Here is an 18,989-nt window from a genome sequence, read left to right on the forward strand (position 1 = left end):
ACTATGAAGAATATATTCGACCAGGCGGACACAAGCCATTTCATCAGGAGAATCAACGCACTCACGGAAGACTCTTTCCCAAAATGGGGCGTGATGTCAGTGGACAAAATGCTGGCGCACTGCAACGTGACCTACGAACTGATTTACGAACAGGAAAAACATAAAAAACCGGGCTTACTTACCAAATGGATTTTGAAAAAGTTTGTTAAGTCAAAAGTGGTCAGCGAAACACCTTACAAACACAACTCCCCGACTGCTGCGATGTTTGTCATTACTGACAACAAAAGTTTTGAAGAAGAAAAAAAACGAATTATTGGTTTCATTCAAAAAACGCAGCAGTTGGGAGCAGACGCTTTTGAAGGGAAGGAAAGTTTTAACTTCGGCAAACTTTCTGCTACCGAATGGAATAATATGATGTCAAAACATCTGGATCATCATTTGCAGCAGTTTGGGGTTTAGGAATAATATCGCACGCTGATTTAGCAAATTTTGACAGATTTATTTATCTGCTCAATCAATAAAATTTGCGAGAAAATAAATATTTTTATTTAGGCAGCTTTATCCGCCTTCCACTCCCAAACCTGACGAAGTGGTTCGACGAAGTCAATCTTTTTTGCAGGCGATTTCTGTTTAAACAGAACTTTTTCGATACGCGAAAAAGAATTTCCGTTCAAGTCGGGTTGCGAGTGATTCATCGTTTTAAATTGACAGTTATGAAAAAATATTTCTTCCTTTTAATCATGATTTTTGCGAGCATTTTTACTAATGCGCAAACTGAAAATCTCATAAAGAACAACAATGATTTTTATTTAGGAGACATTGATAAAAAAACAAAAATAAAAGTAGTTTTTGATTCTGTCTCATTACAAAATAATTCACTTGAAACTTATAATGTAAAAGGCTATTCTGATGTCGAAGGAACGAAAGCCAATTTCAGCGGAACAATTACTCTCAATATTGAAAGAACGAAAAATTCTCCTAAAGGCAATTTGAAAATTTACAATTTCAAGTTCTCTGAAGAAGGAACAGGCAAACACAGCGGAACTTTTTCTGGCGATATGCTTTCATTAAGTTTGGGAAAATTAGCGGTTATAGGTTTTGAGGGAAATTGGGAAAACTATGAAAAATCTTTGAAATTCCCTGTTTACTTTGACAACAGCAATAAAATATATAATTTAAAAAAATGAAGCTTTTCACACCCATAACATTCAGAAATGTAGAACTGAAAAACCGAATCGTAATGTCACCAATGTGTATGTACTCCGCAGAAGAAGGCGTTGCGAATGACTTCCACTTTGTTCATTATGGCAGTCGCGCCCAAGGCGGCGTCGGACTCATCATCACCGAAGCAACAGCCGTAGAACCAAAAGGGAGAATCAGCGACAAATGTCTCGGAATCTGGACCGATGAACAAGCTGCTGAACTTAAAAAAATTGTTGATTTTGTTCATCAGAATTCAGAAAGCAAAATCGGGATTCAACTGGCACACGCTGGCAGAAAAGGTTCTATTTCCGCAGCAACCAACCGACAGATGAGTTTGGAAGAAGGCTGGGAAACCATTGCACCAAGCCCAATTCCTTTTCATCATTCCGAAAGAATCCCTCACGTTTTAACTGTTGAAGAAATAAAAGAATTAGTCGAAGATTTCCGAAAAGCAGCAAAAAGATCAATCGAAGCTGGATTTGATGTTTTAGAAATTCACGCAGCACACGGCTATCTCATTCACCAATTCTTATCACCACTTTCCAACACAAGAACGGACGAATACGGCGGAAATCCTGAAAACAGAGCCAGATTTTTAATGGAAATTGTGGATGCTGTCAACTCAGAAATTACAGAAAACCAAGCATTATTTGTAAGAATTTCCGGAACCGAATATGCAGAAAACGGTTGGGAAATCTCCGACAGCGTAGAACTTTCCAAAGCTTTGAAAGCTAAAAATGTAGATTTGGTAGATGTTTCAAGTGGTGGCAATATCAACGGTGTTACTATTCCTTTGAGTCCAGGCTATCAGGTTCCGTTGGCAGAAGATGTGAAGCAAAAGGCAAACATCAAAACTGGCGCTGTTGGGCTTATCACCACTGCTGAACAGGCAGAAGAAATCCTGCAAAACGGACAAGGTGATTTGATTTTCTTAGCCAGAGAAATCTTGAGAAATCCTTATTTTGCTGTTCAGTCGGCTTGGGAAAATGATGAAGATAATTTTTATCCGCATCAATATTTGAGAGCGAAACCTGCAAAATAAAAAAACCATCCTCACAAAAAAGGACGGTCTTAAATGAATTTGGTTTATCATTTGGAGTCACCAAGGTATAAAATAAAAAAACCACAGCAATTTTCCTAAACTGACTTTTAACATACTGTTGATAAAACTTTCCTTTTTGGGGAAAGTTTTTTTATTCAATATTCAGTCTCTTCAAAATAACTTCGCGCAGATGCTTTTCATTCGCATCGCCCCATTCTCCTATGGCTGAAATCACAGGAATCAATGTTTTTCCCAAATCCGTAAGGCTGTACTCCACTTTTGGCGGAACAACAGGAAATATCTCTTTGGTCACCAATCCGTGGTCTTCCAGTTCCTTCAACTGAATATTCAAAACTCTCCTTGTCGCATCCGGAATTTTCCTTTGCAATTCACTTGGGCGCTGATGTCCCTGATGGATAAAAAACAGCAGACGGATTTTCCATTTTCCATAAAGCACTTCACCAATCAAATCTAAACCACAGTTCAGATTCGGAATTATTTTTCGCTCATACATAAGACAAATTTAATCCTATGTTCCAAATCGTGCAATAGGGGAAAAATTTGTCCCTATAGGAATCGTATTTCAGTAATTGTGAGATGCGTACATAAGTCTGAAATTTGCCTAAATAATTAAAACAAATGGAACAACAATTTAATTTCAATAATGAGTTATCCGGCAAGATCGCCTTGGTAACAGGCGGAACAAAAGGCGCTGGAAGAGCCATTGCAGAACGACTTCTACAAGCTGGAGCAACTGTTATTATTACAGCTCGAAATGCACCTGAACAAGAAAACAGTAAGCTTCATTTTATCGCCTCAGATCTGAGCAAAGCAGAAGATTCTCAAAAAGTAATCAGCGAAGTGCTAACGACTTACGGAAGGCTGGATATTCTGGTGAATAATCTAGGTTCATCGGTGACGCCAGCCGGAGGTTTTGTGGCTTTAAGTGATGAAGATTGGGAATCAACTTTACAAGCCAATTTGCTGGCTCCTGTAAGATTGGACAGAGGATTTTTACCGCAAATGATTGAGAAAAAAACCGGTATCATCATACACATTGCCTCGATCCAGGGTAAACTGCCTTTGTATGATTCCACTTTGCCTTATGCAGCTGCAAAAGCCGGATTAATCAATTACAGTAAAAGCTTATCCAACGAAGTGACGCCAAAAGGCGTTCGTGTACTGACTGTTTCTCCCGGATGGATTAACACATCTTCCTCAAAAGCCTGGCTGGGCGAAATCGCTAGAAACGCGAACAGTACCGTAGAAGATACGCAACAGGGCGTGATGGACGCGTTGGGCGGAATCCCGTTTGGGCGACCTGCCGAATCCGAAGAAGTAGCCGAGCTGGTTGGATTCTTAGTTTCACCGAGAGCCAATTATTTAACAGGAACCAACTTCGTCATCGATGGCGGAACTATTCCAACGATTTAACAACTTTTAAAAATAAATATTATGAACTTACCAAAAGTAGTAGAACAATTAGTAAAAACACAAAACGAGTTTGACAGCACAGCTTACGCCCAGTGTTTTACAGATACAGCCCTAGTTTTTGACGAAGGCAAAACACACACAGGCAGAAAAGAAATCGAACAATGGATAGACAAAGCCAACAAGGACTACCACGCCACAATGAAACCTATGGAATATTCGGAAGCAGAACAGATTTTGACCGCTGAAGTTTCGGGGAATTTTCCCGGGAGCCCGATTATGATGAAGTATCATTATGAATTCGAGGACGGACTGATTCAGACTTTGAAAATTGTTTAATGTTAACGGGACTTTGACTAAATTTGTCTGATTAACAGCAATCATCCGGATACAATGCTCAAAGAATTTTCATACAAACAGTTTGGCCAGTTACGTTCTATAGATGATGAAATCGGGGAAAGTACACTGTTGTCTATCGCAGAAAATATCAAGATTCTTTTTTTGCCGAGAAATACTGCGGTAAAGGTTGATTTTAACACCTTCAGTTTAGAAAAGGATGCACTGCTGTTCATCAATCCGAAAGTGAAGATCCAATTTCTGAACAGTGCGGAAAATAAAGAAGTGCTTCTGCATTTTAACCGGGATTTTTACTGTATCGAGATCCACGATCAGGAAGTGGCCTGCGATGGTATTTTATACAATAATGTATTCGAAGTGCCCTTTATTGAGCTTAACGAAGATCAGGCTGCCGGCATCAGATCGATCATTGAAGACATACAATCTGAGATGAGCAATGAAGATGCAAATACAGAAGAAATGCTCCGGATTTATCTCAAACTGATCATTCTAAAATCGACAAGAATCTGGAAAGAGAAACATCAATTGTCGGAAGATGAAAAACAGACGGATGTCCATTTTCTGAGGAAATTCAGCAAGCTTGTGGAGGAAAACTATAAAACCCATCACACGGTAGCCGATTATGCAGAGATGCTTTTCATCACCCCAAAAAGCCTCAGCAAAAAAATCAGCTTACTGAGCAAAGAAACCCCGAACGACATTATTAAAAACCGAATTATCCTCGAAAGCAAACGGCTTCTGGCGCATACGACAATGAGCGTCAAAGAAATTGCCTACAGCCTGAATTACGATGACGATGCTTATTTCGTACGATTTTTCACGAAGAACACAGGCGTTTCTCCGACTTCCTTCCGGAAACAATTCTGATTGGTATTGAATTAAATATTAACAAAAAGCGTGATTCCCGGTCACGCTTTTTCCATTTTTAATGGTCTGGGGGAAAAAGTACAATTCAAGGCGAAAGGCGTCCATTGATATGAGATGCTTTTTGGCAGAACTTTGCATCATCAAACAAACCATAACAAATTAAAATTTTAAAACAATGAAAAATTCAGCTTTAGTAATCGTAATGTTAGTGTCTCTTTTTGCCGGTAATTTTATGGCTCAGACTCAAAGAACGCCCGCTTCTGCCGGAAGGGCAGAATACATCGAAGTCGAAAAAGGTGTCAGACTGCATGTGACCGACCTGGGCGAAGGCCAACCTATTGTCCTGATCCACGGATGGCCTTTGAGCGACGAAATGTATGAGTACCAATACCAATACCTGTCCAGAAAGGGATTCCGTGTGATTGGCATTACACTTCGTGGTTTTGGAAAATCCGACAAACCTTACGGAAGATATGATTTCGATGTGTTTTCTGATGATATCAAAGTCGTTCTTGACAAATTAAAGATTGAAAATGCTACACTCGGCGGCTTTTCTATGGGTGGCGCAGTCGTGCTTCATTATGTGACCAAATACAATTCTGCCCACGTTGCAAAACTTGCACTGTTCGGCGCAGCAGCACCTTCATGGAGCCAAAGAGACGGTTTTCCGAATGGTGTTCCTGCCGATGCAGCCAACAATCTGATCAAAGCAACAATGACTGACCGACAAAATCTGGCAGCCGGTCTGGGCGCTGCTTTCCAAGCCAAAGAAGGCAATATTTCCAAAAATACGGAACGATGGATCGAGAGAATCAGCCTGGATGCATCGCCCTATGCCACTACAGAATCCATCAGGTCTCTGAGAGATCTGGATCTGAGATCCCAGCTTTCAAAAATCAACATTCCGGTGGCTATTTTCCACGGTGTGCAGGATAAAAGCTGTCCTTTCGTCTGGGCAGAAGATTTGCACAAAGGCATCAAAAACTCTCAGTTAATCCGATTCGAAAACAGCGGCCACGCGTTATTCCTGGAAGAAGTGGACAAATTCAATACTGAGTTGGAAAAATTTGCGAAATAAAAGATCATAATAATAAATATAAAACACCTTGATAAAATGTATCAAGGTGTTTTTATGCTTATTAAAAATTCATGATACAGCAGCATAAAGTGCATTATTTCCATTTGTAAATCAGATCAGGTTAAAAAAAATCTTGTAGTATCAAAATTTTATTTATCTTCGCCACCATAAAACACACGATTTTAACACTCGTATATATATTAACTTTTAAAATCAAAAATGATGGGATTAACCAATTTGAACTCCACACATTTGAGCAGTGCAAAGATCACTGCCGCACAGGATGCCATCGCGGCACTGGAAACAGCACTTGCTGAAATCACAGTCAACCTTTCACCCGAAGACCGCAAACGCTACGGCAGTATCAACGAGCAAAACAAGCTTTTTGTGAACAAGGTCTACGACTACAACCAGAGCCAGAACAACCTGAGCTCGCCCGAAGTCGACTGGGAAGAATACAACAATGACCACAGATCCAGAAACCTGATGGAAGCACTGATCAGCAGGCTGGAAAGCATCATCACCAGGCTGAACAATGCCAAAACCCTGCATGACTACGACAACTATCAGTCGGCTTTGGTGGATTATTCCTACACCACGTACAAAGCGGGAAGTTCTGCACCGGGGTTTGAAGACAAATACAAAGACCTGAAGCAGTTCTTTGTGAAAAACGGCACTTCTACCGCACCGCCGGAAGAGACAAAGTAGAACAGAAATAATCAAAAGCCCCTTCGAATCATTCGGAGGGGTATTTTTTTATGCATCTCCCACATCATTCAAGTCTTCGGACAGGTTTGGCAATAGTCGGTTGGCGTTGTCTAACCTGTCCCGATACGTTGGTTACAGGTCCGGAGACGTCTTTCAACCCTATGGAGACGTTGTTCAGTGGTCCGGCGAGGTTGTGGACTGCTCCGGATACGTTCCGGACGTGTCGGGATGGGTCTTTCACCTCCCGGGTGGTGTCTTTGACGTATCGGGATAGGTTGTGGGACGTATCGGGAGGCATCCATAACCCCGTGGGAAGGGTAAAGAACCCCGCCGGATGTTTGTGGGACGTGTCCGGATGTTCGTAGAACGTATCCGGATAGGTCCGGGACGTGTCCGGATAGGTTGGGTGACGTGTCGGGAGGGTTTTTATTGTGAATTAAAGTTTGTTGTATGTTTTTATTTGATTATTTTTAGGGAAGATATTAACTGGATTTGCGCGAGGCGTGGAGCCAGATGTTGTGCGTAATTTTACAGACTATATGGATAAACAAAAACTGAATAAGGATGTAACTGAAGATAACTTAAATCATACGTTTAAGAACATTCTTCTTCTAGAGAAATTATTTATCCTCGAGATTAAAAAGATTTATGAAATTGAAGATGGAATAAGTGAAATTAATCACTACATAATGTCCATTGCAAATAGAGCGATTTCTTTAAATAGAGGATTTGTGACATTAGCTGAAAGTAATAATTATCAGTCGGCTGTTTCATTAATGAGACTTCAGATAGACAACTGCTTAAGACTTTATGCTTTAAGTTTATACAGCAATTCTAGCGAATTTTATGAAAAAGTACTAAAAGGAGAACATATTAGAAACCTTAAAGATAGAGATGGTAACAAAATGACAGATAACTATTTGGTGAATAAAATTGACAAAATATTCCCCCAATTTGAATCATTATACAAAAAACTTAGCGGACATATTCATTTTTCTTCCGAACATTTCTCTTTTAACAATAAAGTCGACAACGGGATTGTTTCAATATCTGTAGGGAATATTGAAAATCTAGACATTTCTAAAAAAGTGGATTATTCATTTAATATGTTTTTAGTTGGTAAAGATCTTTTATCTTTAATTACTGAATACAGAAATGAAATTACAAATTAAAAAACTACGCACAACAAGGGTTTGCCAAAAGCGGGGCTGAAGTTCTTCGGTGAACTTTTGTGCGAAGTTAAAGATTATAACAAAAAACTTCCCAGGTATCGCAGATTTGCAATCCGTGAAGAACTGGACAAATTCAATACTAAGTTGGAAAAATTTGAGAAATCATAACCCACCAATTTTTTAAAACCGCTGAAAAAACTTTCCAAAATGGGAAGTTTTTTTTCGTTTTCACAGAAATGGACAGTAGTTGTCACACAATGTCACGCCTCAGGTTAAAGTTTTCGGGTTTCTAATATATACCTTCACTCTACAAAAAATTATATATGGAAAAGTATCTATTATCGGGAATTTTAAACAGAGGCATTTCATCAATTGCTGTTTTAGGTCTGACATTGGTTTTTGGACAATATCAATCCAAAAAAATCACCGCTTCTACAAGAGAAAGCCGCGCGGAGTTTGGAACATCGGTTGCGATCAACAGCCAGTTTCTGGCGGTTGGCGCTTCCAGAGAAGCCGTTGCAAAAGGCGCCGTCTACATTCATCAGAAAGACGGAAGCAGCTGGAATTTCAATCAAAAAATCATGGCTCCGGACGGCTTTGAAATGGCGGAATTCGGAGGAAGTATAAAGTTTGGAAACGATTTTCTTGTGATTTCTGCGGGAAGAGCGGATATTGAAAATACCATCCGGGCAGGCGCTTTGTACGTTTATGATTTAGGTTCTGACAATCAATGGAATTTCAGGAAGAAACTAACTGCGTCCGATTATGATAATGATGCGCTGTTAGGCGTTAATCCGACTTCCATTGCTGTTGACGGCAACACGATTGCTGCTGGTGCTCCAGGATACAGCAGTTGGAATGGCACTGTTTATATGTATGAGAAAAGCGGTACGGACTGGCTGGAAAAACAAAAAATAACTTCGCCGGAAAGTGTGGATTTTGGAAATTTTGGAATTGGCGTCAGTCTGTATGGTGATTATCTTGTGGTTGGTGCAAGTGGTGTCAGCAACAGTACAGGGAAAATTTATATTTATAAAAAGAATAATTCCGGAGAATGGATCTTTCATCAGAGCTTAACGTCATCAGAGCTTAACGTCATCAGACAATGTTGAGAATTCTTATTTTGGAAATTCGGTGAGTGTTTTTGGTAATGAGTTGGTTGTGGGCGCTTACACAGAATCCGGAACGAGCAATCCATCGATGGCTTATATTTTCAAACTGAATGATAATGGAAACTGGGAAGAATCTCAGAAAATCCCAAGTTATGAATCTTCCGAACATACTTATTTTGCATGGATGTGTGAACTGAAAAATGACAGGCTCCTGATCAGCAGTCCGCATCTTTATGGTGCTGAACCCGGAAGAGCGCTGCTTTACAAAAAGAACAGCCAGAACCAATGGGAACTTGACCAAGAACTGAAACCTGAGAACGACGTTGCAGAAGATTTTTACGGCTGGAGCATTGCGATGAACGATAACGAAATCATTGTGGGTGCATCAAGAGATAATTGGGACAATAATGAGGAAAATGAACTCAATGATGCAGGTTCTGCCTATCTATTCATATCCCAGAATCTCGCAACCAATGAAAGTAATCTCTCTAAAAACAATGTGAAGATCTATCCTAATCCTGCTAAAGATTTTATCCATATTACAAGTAAACAACAAATTAATTCGGTTGAGCTTCTGGATCAATCCGGAAAAAGAGTTTCAGAATCCAAAGAATCAACAATCAATATTTCAACTCTTTCAAAAGGCATTTATATTCTGAAAATAAAATTCCCGAACGGAAGTTCAGCGATTCAGAAATTGATCAAACAATAATAAAGAAAGCACTTCGACTTCGCTCAGCGTGACAACTCAGATACTGAAAATGTCAGTCTGAGCGTAGTCGAAGACTTTGAATTATATCGTTCACAGTCTCATCTTCTTGCTTTTACGATTAATTATATCTATATTTCGTTATCGATTTGACGAGAAGATGAAACTGTTTCTGAAAACAATCCCAATAATTATACTTTTTGTTCTGCCTTCAGCAATATCCGGGCAGTCAGAAAAAGAATGTGAGGTCATCATCGATTCTGCCATCCAGAAGATGTTCAGGAAAGAACATACGAAGTCTCTGGAGATGCTGATTCGGGTAAAGTCTGTTTCCGAGCAAAAGAAATGGGACAAATCCAATTTCCGTGCGACCAACAATATCGGTCTCAATTATTATCTGATGACAGACTTTGGCGAAGCTCTGAAATATTATCTCGAAGCTTATGACATCGCAACCAATATGCCTGAGAAAAAGCATGTGATGACCGTGGTCAATAACATTGCAATTCTTTATTTTCAGGAAAAAAATAATCAAAAAGCCTACGAATATTTCCTCAAAGCCTATCAAACTGCGAAAGAAAATGACCGAAATGATAAAGCGGGCGCTTATGCGGTGAATCTTGGTTTAGTTCTGAATAAATTGAAAAAAATCAATGAAGCCTACAAATATATTCAGGAAGCGGAAATTCTGACAAAAGATGACCCGAAAGTCAATGTAATGAACAAAATGTCTTTGGCGGAAAATCTTTATCTCAAGAAAAAAATTAACGAATCTGAAGCTATTATCGATAATCTGATTCCTAAACTGGAAGCCGATAAGCAAACCGAAAATCTGGTGTTTATTCTTTTGATAAAAGCACAGATTAATGAGCAAAAGGGCGATTTTGCCCAGGCAAAATCTTTGGCTTTACAGGCCAGGAAACTTTCGCCAAACATTAATAACAGAGAGGAAGTTTACAATTATCTTTCAAAGATCAACGCGGAAACTAAGAATTATGACGAGTCTCTGAAGTATAAAGATTCTGTCATTATTACAAATGATTCGATTTCGAGAATTAATAATTCGGCGCTGTTCAATAATGGCAAAATCAAGTTCGAGATGCAGAATTACCAATTCGAACTCAAAGAAAGCCAGCAACGCTTGAAAGATGAAAGAAAAATTTTCTACATCATTATCGCTTCTGCTGTTATCATCATTTTGCTGGTTTTGCTTTTCCTTTACAATAACTCGATTAAATACAGACAACAGAAAAAAATAACGCAGCTGGAATTTGAGAAAAAACAAAGTGACAACCTGATTCTGACGCAACAATTGAAAGAACAGGAAACTTTGTCTTTATTAGAAAAAGAACGTCTCAAAAACGAAATCGAACAGCAAAACCGACAACTCACTTCGCAGGCTTTGACCATTTCCAGCAGAAATGATGTGGTGGAAGAGATCATTGAGGCAATCGTCAACCAACCTGAGATTTCTAATAATACAAAACTGGTCAATTCTATCAAGGATTTGAAAATTCAGCTTAAGAGTAATAATCAGTGGGAGAGTTTTTTCAAACATTTTGAAGGCGTCAATCAGAATTTCATCGCCACACTCAAAGAAAGACATCCGGATCTGAGTTCTTCCGAAATCAGATTCATCTGTTATGTTTATATGAATCTCAGTCATAAAGAAATTGCATCGATTCTCAACATCAGTCCGGAATCCTGCAGAAAAAGAAAGGAAAGAATCAGCAAAAAACTGAATCTTCCTGACAAAATAAATTTATACGATTATATTTCAGCGATTTAACTAAAACTGTGTCACGCAGAAAATGCAGGGATGTCACGCAATGTCACGCCATTATTGATGCATTTTTTTTGATTTATCATCAATTTTACATCAATAAAATTTTTGAATATGAAGAAAATATTGACTTTATTTTTATTGGCAATCTGTTCCGGTCTTTCTACAAAGTTGGCAGCACAGTTGTCATTTTTAACTTCGCCAGATTATGGGCAAATCTTTGATGTAACTTATGACCAAACCAAGCAAGACGTTTTGTACGCCAACACGGTGACCAATCACATTGTGAAAAGTTCTGATAACGGGAAAAACTGGAAAGTGCTTTATTCATTCCCGATTAACCTGAGTTTTGGGACGATAAAAGAACTGAAATGGACCTCTGACCAGAAATATCTGAGTTTTATTTTAACATCAGAAGGCACCGCTTACAATCAGGTGATTATCATTGACCCAGCCAATGGCAATGTCATTAAAAGAATCGATTCTCCCAACGGAAATCAGTCCGGTAACCTGATCATGTCCTACTCTATTACAGGAAACAGCTACGAGAATATTCTTTTGCACACGACATATATGTACAATTTCGGTCTTGTGACAGATGTTTTTTATAGTAAAAACGGCGGAAGCGATTGGCAAAAAGTTTATACAAGTTCGGCGAATGATGGCGTTCACATTAATAATGTAGCCATCCACCCGACCAATCCCGAGAAATTATTTTTAGCAAGAGGATTTTCTCCGGGAGAGGTAAACGGCGGATTATATGTATCTGATAATTCCGGAAACAGCTGGACAGAAAAAATCGCAGGACAGAATTATTCCGCAATAACATTTGACCCTGCAAATCCTCAAAAAATGTTTCTGGGAACATTTTATCTTACAGAAACCCAAACCGAAAATCTTTATAGATCCACAGACGGTGGCAATACCTGGAATATTGTCCCGATTACGTGGACAGAACTTTCTACCAACAGTATTCAGAAGATTGTCATCAATCCAAAAAACACGAATGAAATAATGGTTTTGGAGGAAAATGAAATCGTGATCTCAAAAGATGGCGGAAGCACCTGGACGAATTATGTTTATCCGAACAATGATCTGGAAAACAAATATTATTACGGCCTGAATGCGACTTATAATCCTTCGAATAGTAATGAGGTGATCATCAGTTCCAATTATTACCCCTTCCATTCTTTGGATGGCGGAATTACATTGTCAAGATTCAAAAATCCGTTTGCTAACAACACCGACAGAGTCACCTTTCACAAAAATTCGCAGAAGCATTTGTATTATGGATTGAGAAGAGGCTTCATCCATCAGGATTTCCAGACCGGGCAAGAAACGGGAATTGGATTGATGGCTATTAATTTCTTTCCGAATTTCAAAAGCACCGGTCTCTACGCTGATCCGTTGGTTGCAGGAAGAGTTTATGTCACTTCAAGTAATTTTATGGGTTCTACATTTGCTGTAAGCAACGACCACGGTGCCAATTATTCCACAGGTTACAGCGATTATGGATTGAATATCATGAGAGTCGCTACATCCAAATCGAACACCAATCATTCCTGGGTTGCTTTCGATGAGTCTGTAAGGAAATTTGATTTCTCCGATATGAGCGGAATCACAAGTCAAGAAGTGACACTGCCATCATTCGGACCAGTTTTCGGAATCAGCATTGATGAAACCAATGAGAACAAAGTAGTTATTTCTCAAAACAATAATGTTTACAGAACTGCAGACGGCGGACAAAACTGGACACCATCGGAAAGCGGATTGGAAATACTGGAAAGCAACGCCGATTTCATTTATGACATCAGTAAAAATCCTTTCAACAAAGACCAATTGCTTTTGTCTACCACACAAGGTATTTTCATTTCCAATGATGCCGGTGTGAAGTGGACTCAAATCTATAGTGGCAATGTTATCAACAAAGCAGAATTTTCAAGCTATAAAGACGGTGTCATTGTGGCAACGTCTAACTATATGAACGGCAGCGGAGACGGATATGCCTATCCACCATCTCAGGTTAGGATTGTTTATTCTAAAGATTCCGGACAAAACTGGAGCGAAATTTCGCCTGAAAATCTGGGACATCTTTTCTCAGAATCTTCTGCCATCGATTTTCTGGATGATGACAAAGCGGATATCTACTTCAGCACATCAGATCTGGGATTGACAAAATATCAGATCAGTCTGGAAACTTTGGGAACCAATAATACTTCTCTGTCAAAGGTAGATCTGATCATTTATCCAAATCCAACTTCGGATTACATCAACATCGCCAGCGACAAAGTCAAAGAAGCAGCGATTACAGATCTCACAGGAAAAACCGTACTGAAATCAACATCGAAAACGATCGACCTGTCGAATCTTCCAAAAGGCGTTTACATGATGAATGTAACACTGGAAAACGGAAAATCTGTTTCGAAGAAAATCATCAGAAAATAAAATTTCTTCATATCAGGAAAATAGCCTTAACAGATTTTGTTAAGGCTATTTTTTGTTTTATCTAATTCTGAAACTTTTCAGTATAGTCGGAAGTGGTGATGGTACCTGTTGTGACCATTTTAGATGCGTCGGCTTAGATGATGGACGTGGTTGGATGGAATTTTTGGTGAGAATTAAAAGTTTTGGTGTGTGTTTTTATTTGATTATTTTTAGGAAATAATAGTTTGGATTTAAGTGCGGTTAAAAGACGAAATAAGGATAATTGTTTAAATCTTTTGGCAAACGTCTTTGTTTATGTGGATTTGTATTGTTTTGCTGTGCAATTACCGGTTATTTTGCGATTGGATTGATTAAAATATGAATAAAGAAAATTAAATCATAAAAACTCAGCATATATATATAATTAATTTAAAAATTAAAAAAGTATAGATAGAATAAATAAACTTTCATACATTCGAAAAAAAAAAACAAATAACTATGGCAAAGAAAGTAGATATAAATGATGCGAAAATTGAATACGAGGATCACATTAAGGAATTTGAAAAATTCGAGAAAGCTGTAATAGATCAGATTTCAGTTTTGATAAATGAAAATGATATTAAATTAGCTATTCCAATACAATCACGAATCAAAGCATTCGCTTCGCTCTCGGAAAAACAAGAAAGTGGACGATTTACAATGAAGAAAAGTATACTTGAGCTTCAAGATCTAATTGGTTTTAGAATTTTAATGCTTTTTAAGAGGGATGTTGAATCAATAGTAAGACTTATTGATGACAATTTCGACATATTAAAGGAGTACAATACTGATGAAAAGCTTTCCGCGGATCAATTTGGTTATTCCTCAAAACATTTGATAATTAAAATTAAAGATGAATGGTTAAAAGTTCCCCTGTACAAAAATCTTGGAAAATATACAGGAGAAATTCAAATTAGAACTTTATCACAACATCATTGGGCTGAAACATCAAATATTCTTCAGTATAAGGATAAAACTAGTGCACCTAGAGAAATACTTAGATCTATTGGAAGGGTTTCTGCTTTATTGGAAATGGTTGATTTAGAATACGAACGTTTATTAAATGAACGGGAAAAATATAATGAGGAAATCAAAACTGACTACAATAAATCCGAAAAGCTGAATGTTGATACATTAAGAATAGTTTTAGATAAAAATTTACCTATCAAAAATAGAAAGGATGATGAACCTTACAGTGAACTATTGAGAGAGATTCTAGAATTTGGAATTGATACGTCAGAAGAATTAGAAGCTTTGATTGTTAGAAGAAAAGATGAAGTTATTATTGCTGAAAAAGAAGCACTTGAGAAAAGTACAGTTAACCCTAGAGCTGATATTGGTGTGTTCTATTCATTTGCTGGCTTAATTAGAAATATAATGCGTTTTGAAGATCTAGAGAAGTATGTTAAGATTAGAGAGAAAAATAAAAAGAATTAAAGATTTAGATATTAATTAATCCCGATGTCGCGGATTTGCAATCCGTGACTTTAATGAAAATTAATCAATCACAAAAACTTCTCCTATCGAAATCAATGGCGTCGGGCTTTAGCCCGATGATAGAAATTAAAATAGAAATCGGCTTTAGCCAAAATTTATCCATAGTTATTTTGGCTAAAGCCAGATTGACAACCATAAAAAAACGGGCTAAAGCCCGTTCCTATTGATTTCTTTTCTCTAATACTGAAACTTCCTGAAAGCTTCCAGCGTTTTATCAATCTCTGTATCGCCAATGGCGGATGAAATAAACCAGGTCTCATAGCCACTTGGCGGCAGATAAATCCCCTGTTCCAAAACCTGATGAAACACATTATTGAACAAACCGATGTTGGAGTTATTCACTTCATTAAAGTTACTCGCAGACGTCACATCAAAGAAAATCGACATCATACTTCCCTTTCGGTTGATGCGGTGTCGAATGCTTTTCTCGTTTAATATTTTCCCGATTTCGAAATCCAGAGTTTCAGTCGCTTTGTCTAATTTTTTATAGAAATCAGCATCTTCTTTTATCAATTGCAACGTTTTGAGTCCGGCTCTCATAGCCAAAGGATTTCCACTCAAAGTTCCGGCCTGATAAACGCGTCCTCTTGGCGAAAGCCAGTTCATAATTTCGTTGGGCCCGGCAAAAGCACCAACCGGCAAACCGCCGCCAATGACTTTTCCATAAGTTACCAAATCCGCTTTCACGCCGAGAGCTTCCTGCGCACCGCCAAATGCCAAACGAAAACCGGTCATTACCTCATCGAAAATCAATAAAGTTCCGTGCTCATCACACAATTTTCTAAGGTTTTGAAGGAACTGATTTTCCGGTAAGATACAACCCATATTTCCAGCAATCGGTTCTACGATAATCGCCGCAATCTGCTCAGGATTATTCTTGAAAAGTTCTTCAACCTGTTCGATATTATTGTATTCGGCGAGCAAAGTATCTTTTGCTGTACCTTGCGTAACGCCCGGAGAATTCGGACTTCCGAAAGTCGCCATTCCACTTCCCGCCTGAATCAGAAAAGAATCCGAATGCCCGTGATAACAACCTTCGAACTTGATGATTTTTTCTCTTTCCGTGTAACCTCTCGCCAAACGAATCGCACTCATACAAGCTTCGGTTCCGGAAGAAACCATTCGGATCTGGTCTACATTCGGCACATTTTCTACGATAAATTTCGCAATCTCAGTTTCCAATTCTGTCGGAGCCCCAAAAGAAAAGCCTTTCTCAGCCTGTAATTTAAGAGCTTCCAAAACCTCGGGATGTGTGTGTCCGAGAATTGCTGGTCCCCAGGAATTGATATAATCGATGTAGGTTCTGTCATCCTCATCTGTAAGGTAAGCACCTTTGGCAGACTTCATAAAAATCGGAACACCTCCAACAGATTTGAAGGCACGGACCGGCGAATTAACACCGCCCGGAATATATTGGTACGCTTCTTCAAAAAGCGCTGAACTTCTTTGGTATAACATTTTTTGTTTTGTATTTGGTATTTAGTATTTTGTGTTTAGATAAGCTAAAAACAAAACACCATAAACTATAAACTAATTAGCTTCTCGGTTTCTTACTTTGCAGATAAATCGTTTGTCCCGCTCTCGGTTCTTCGCCCGATTCCATTCTGTTTTTGGAATAGAGTTTCTTCATTTTGATTCCGAATTTTTGGGCAATATCGTGCATTGTTTCGCCGATTCCGGCTTTGTAAGTTTCCTTATTTCCTGATGAATTTTTGCCTTCCAGGAAAATGATCTCATTCTTCGCCAGTTTGGAGTCCTCCAGTTCGTTGTATTTCATCAGACGTTTTTCACTGATTCCAAATTTCTTCGCAATATCAGACATATCCGCATCCACAGGCATCACAAAGAATTTCAGATCGCCGTTCGGATGATTTTTTACGAGGATATTTTTCAGTAGCTCAGCCTTACTTTTAGCATCCACCAATTCGGAAACTTTGCTTTGTTGTTTAGCGTAGGAACCTTGCGTATAATCCACCTTAATGGTTGGCGGCGACACTTTTTCGTTTTGTTTTTCCTGGCTCAGCTGCGCCATAAAAACCGCATCGCTATTCAGGCTTGGGTACAATTTCAATATGGCGTAATAAACTTCATCTTTAGAAGTATTATCAAATTCATACAGCTTATAACGCTCGATTTTGTCAATCAGGATATAGGCATACCTCGGGTTGGTTGCATAACCTGCTTTTTTAAGACCGTGTGCCCAGGCTTTGTAATCTTTTGGGTCGAGGTCAAAAAGTTTGGTGTAATATTTACGCGTTGCCAAAAAAACCGAATGGTCTTCATAAGATTGCTTCGGGTCTTCGTAAACACGGAAGCATTCGTTTGGTGCGTCGTCCGTATGCTTCATTGTTCTGCCCGTCCAGTCTTCCTTACATTTGATCCCGAAATGATTTTTTCCTTCCAGCGCCAATCGGCTTTGTCCGCCGCCGGTTTCCAAAAGTCCCTGAGCAAGTGTGATGCTCGCCGGGATTTTATATTTCTCCATTTCTTCCACCGCATACGGTGCAAACTTCTGGATGTATTGGTCTTCTGTCTTCCAGGTCTGTGCTTTTGCAAATCCTAAAATACAAACAAAGCCAATCCCCAATAATTTTTTCATTTTTTATATTTTAAAATTTTGATCCTATTTTTTCATCCACCAAAACTCTGTTCTTATTTTTCAAAAACTGGTTCGCACCCTTGATTCCCTGTAATCCGCCGGTGTGGAATGTCAGGATTTTTGAACCTTCCGGAAAGTAACCTTTCTCCGCCAAATCAAAAACTCTCTGCATCATTTTTCCTGTATAGATTGGATCCAGCGGGATCTGATATTCCTGATGAAACCAATTTATAAAACGGACATTCTCATCAGATATTTTTCCGTATCGGTTTTCACTGGAGTCTATCAGTTCAAAATTGCTCCGTCTGCTCCATTCCTGGACTATTTTTTCCAGCGAATCATCCTTAACAACTTTGATTCCGATCACGTTTTGATGTTCTTCCGCAAACCTGGAAATCCCGGCAATTGTTCCGCCTGTTCCAACAGCTGTGCAAAGATAATCAAAATCTTTGGTGTCATTTCCCAGCATATACCGGACACCTTCAACTGCCGATTCATTACTTCCGCCTTCCGGAATTATCAATGAATTGGGAAATTTTACAGAAAATTCCTGTGTTAATTTTTCCTTGTTTTGATAATCTTCCCTTGAAACAAAGAAGAATTGCATACCGTTTTGGGAAGCTTCGGAAAGTGTGGGATTGTCCTGCCAATTATTTTCCAGTTCATTGCCCCGGATAATTCCAATTGTCGGGATATTAAATTGTTTCCCAAATGCAGCAACCGATGCAATATGATTGGAAAATGCACCGCCAAAAGTGATTAATAAAGGCTTTTGGGGTTCTGTTCCCAGATATTGATTGACATTGAGGAAGAGTTTCCAGAACTTGTTTCCCGAAATGGCTGGATGAATCAAATCTTCTCTTTTGATGAAAATCCGGACATCGAAACCGGATTTCAATTCTGTGATTGGGATTTTATGGTCGGGAATCTGGAGCATCATCAAAAATAAAAAATTGAGAACGAATAAC

General features: G+C 38.7%; 19 protein-coding genes. 14 read left to right on the forward strand and 5 right to left on the reverse strand.

Annotated elements, in window-relative coordinates; genetic code table 11:
• The first annotated feature begins 3 nt into the window (after positions 1 to 3).
• A complete protein-coding gene (locus tag BUA97_RS03480; RefSeq protein ID WP_072996458.1) occupies positions 4 to 459 on the forward strand; it encodes a DUF1569 domain-containing protein in 456 nt (151 codons plus the stop codon).
• 89 nt (positions 460 to 548) lie between these two features.
• Here the strand turns inward: BUA97_RS03480 and BUA97_RS17100 are convergent, their stop codons facing one another.
• Positions 549 to 695: a hypothetical protein gene (locus tag BUA97_RS17100; protein WP_175546169.1), complete on the reverse strand. Its 147-nt coding sequence runs from the start codon at positions 693 to 695 to the stop codon at positions 549 to 551.
• Positions 696 to 713: 18 nt separating this feature from the next.
• Here BUA97_RS17100 and BUA97_RS03485 point away from each other — a divergent pair, with 18 nt between their 5' ends.
• On the forward strand, positions 714 to 1,187 hold the full coding sequence (locus BUA97_RS03485) for a hypothetical protein (protein ID WP_072996459.1): 474 nt from the start codon (positions 714 to 716) through the stop codon (positions 1,185 to 1,187).
• Positions 1,184 to 2,245, forward strand: a complete 1,062-nt coding sequence (gene namA, locus BUA97_RS03490; protein ID WP_072996460.1) for an NADPH dehydrogenase NamA — start codon at positions 1,184 to 1,186, stop codon at positions 2,243 to 2,245. The genes BUA97_RS03485 and namA overlap by 4 nt, the downstream gene beginning before the upstream one ends.
• Positions 2,246 to 2,396: 151 nt before the next feature.
• Here the strand turns inward: namA and BUA97_RS03495 are convergent, their stop codons facing one another.
• Positions 2,397 to 2,759: a winged helix-turn-helix transcriptional regulator gene (locus BUA97_RS03495; protein WP_072996461.1), complete on the reverse strand. Its 363-nt coding sequence runs from the start codon at positions 2,757 to 2,759 to the stop codon at positions 2,397 to 2,399.
• A 125-nt stretch (positions 2,760 to 2,884) separates the two neighbouring features.
• On the opposite strand from BUA97_RS03495, the gene BUA97_RS03500 reads away from it, so the two are divergent.
• The 11 genes from BUA97_RS03500 (at position 2,885) to BUA97_RS03555 (ending at position 15,362) form a co-directional block, all read left to right on the forward strand.
• Entirely contained in the window at positions 2,885 to 3,679 is a 795-nt protein-coding gene (locus BUA97_RS03500) for an SDR family oxidoreductase (protein WP_072996462.1), read from the forward strand.
• 21 nt (positions 3,680 to 3,700) lie between these two features.
• Positions 3,701 to 4,015, forward strand: a complete 315-nt coding sequence (locus BUA97_RS03505) for a nuclear transport factor 2 family protein (protein ID WP_072996463.1) — start codon at positions 3,701 to 3,703, stop codon at positions 4,013 to 4,015.
• 54 nt (positions 4,016 to 4,069) lie between these two features.
• Complete coding sequence (locus BUA97_RS03510) at positions 4,070 to 4,900, forward strand: helix-turn-helix domain-containing protein (protein ID WP_072996464.1); 831 nt, start codon at positions 4,070 to 4,072, stop codon at positions 4,898 to 4,900.
• Between the two features lie 175 nt (positions 4,901 to 5,075).
• Positions 5,076 to 5,978: an alpha/beta fold hydrolase gene (locus BUA97_RS03515; protein ID WP_072996465.1), complete on the forward strand. Its 903-nt coding sequence runs from the start codon at positions 5,076 to 5,078 to the stop codon at positions 5,976 to 5,978.
• Positions 5,979 to 6,200: 222 nt separating this feature from the next.
• A complete protein-coding gene (locus tag BUA97_RS03520) occupies positions 6,201 to 6,686 on the forward strand; it encodes a hypothetical protein (RefSeq protein WP_072997196.1) in 486 nt (161 codons plus the stop codon).
• 539 nt (positions 6,687 to 7,225) lie between these two features.
• Positions 7,226 to 7,858: a hypothetical protein gene (locus BUA97_RS03525; RefSeq protein ID WP_072996466.1), complete on the forward strand. Its 633-nt coding sequence runs from the start codon at positions 7,226 to 7,228 to the stop codon at positions 7,856 to 7,858.
• Between the two features lie 323 nt (positions 7,859 to 8,181).
• On the forward strand, positions 8,182 to 8,970 hold the full coding sequence (locus BUA97_RS03535; protein ID WP_072996468.1) for a hypothetical protein: 789 nt from the start codon (positions 8,182 to 8,184) through the stop codon (positions 8,968 to 8,970).
• 22 nt (positions 8,971 to 8,992) lie between these two features.
• Complete coding sequence (locus BUA97_RS03540) at positions 8,993 to 9,682, forward strand: T9SS type A sorting domain-containing protein (RefSeq protein WP_072996469.1); 690 nt, start codon at positions 8,993 to 8,995, stop codon at positions 9,680 to 9,682.
• A gap of 157 nt (positions 9,683 to 9,839) precedes the next feature.
• Positions 9,840 to 11,468, forward strand: coding sequence for a tetratricopeptide repeat protein (locus BUA97_RS03545; protein WP_072996470.1), 1,629 nt, complete (start codon positions 9,840 to 9,842; stop codon positions 11,466 to 11,468).
• A gap of 108 nt (positions 11,469 to 11,576) precedes the next feature.
• Positions 11,577 to 13,907, forward strand: a complete 2,331-nt coding sequence (locus BUA97_RS03550; protein WP_072996471.1) for a T9SS type A sorting domain-containing protein — start codon at positions 11,577 to 11,579, stop codon at positions 13,905 to 13,907.
• Between the two features lie 477 nt (positions 13,908 to 14,384).
• Positions 14,385 to 15,362 carry a GTP pyrophosphokinase gene (locus tag BUA97_RS03555; protein WP_072996472.1) on the forward strand — a complete coding sequence of 326 codons (978 nt, stop codon included), beginning with the start codon at positions 14,385 to 14,387 and terminating at the stop codon, positions 15,360 to 15,362.
• Between the two features lie 237 nt (positions 15,363 to 15,599).
• On the opposite strand, the gene hemL is transcribed toward BUA97_RS03555, so the two are convergent.
• The 3 genes from hemL to BUA97_RS03570 all read right to left on the reverse strand — a co-directional run bounded on the left by hemL (position 15,600) and on the right by BUA97_RS03570 (position 18,958).
• Entirely contained in the window at positions 15,600 to 16,880 is a 1,281-nt protein-coding gene (gene hemL / locus BUA97_RS03560) for a glutamate-1-semialdehyde 2,1-aminomutase (protein ID WP_072996473.1), read from the reverse strand.
• A gap of 76 nt (positions 16,881 to 16,956) precedes the next feature.
• A complete protein-coding gene (locus BUA97_RS03565) occupies positions 16,957 to 18,021 on the reverse strand; it encodes a glucosaminidase domain-containing protein (protein ID WP_072996474.1) in 1,065 nt (354 codons plus the stop codon).
• A gap of 10 nt (positions 18,022 to 18,031) precedes the next feature.
• Positions 18,032 to 18,958, reverse strand: a complete 927-nt coding sequence (locus BUA97_RS03570) for a 1-aminocyclopropane-1-carboxylate deaminase/D-cysteine desulfhydrase (RefSeq protein WP_072996475.1) — start codon at positions 18,956 to 18,958, stop codon at positions 18,032 to 18,034.
• Positions 18,959 to 18,989 lie beyond the last annotated feature (31 nt).

This window comes from Epilithonimonas mollis, assembly GCF_900142325.1.
In the GTDB taxonomy this organism is placed as follows: Bacteria; Bacteroidota; Bacteroidia; order Flavobacteriales; family Weeksellaceae; genus Epilithonimonas; species Epilithonimonas mollis.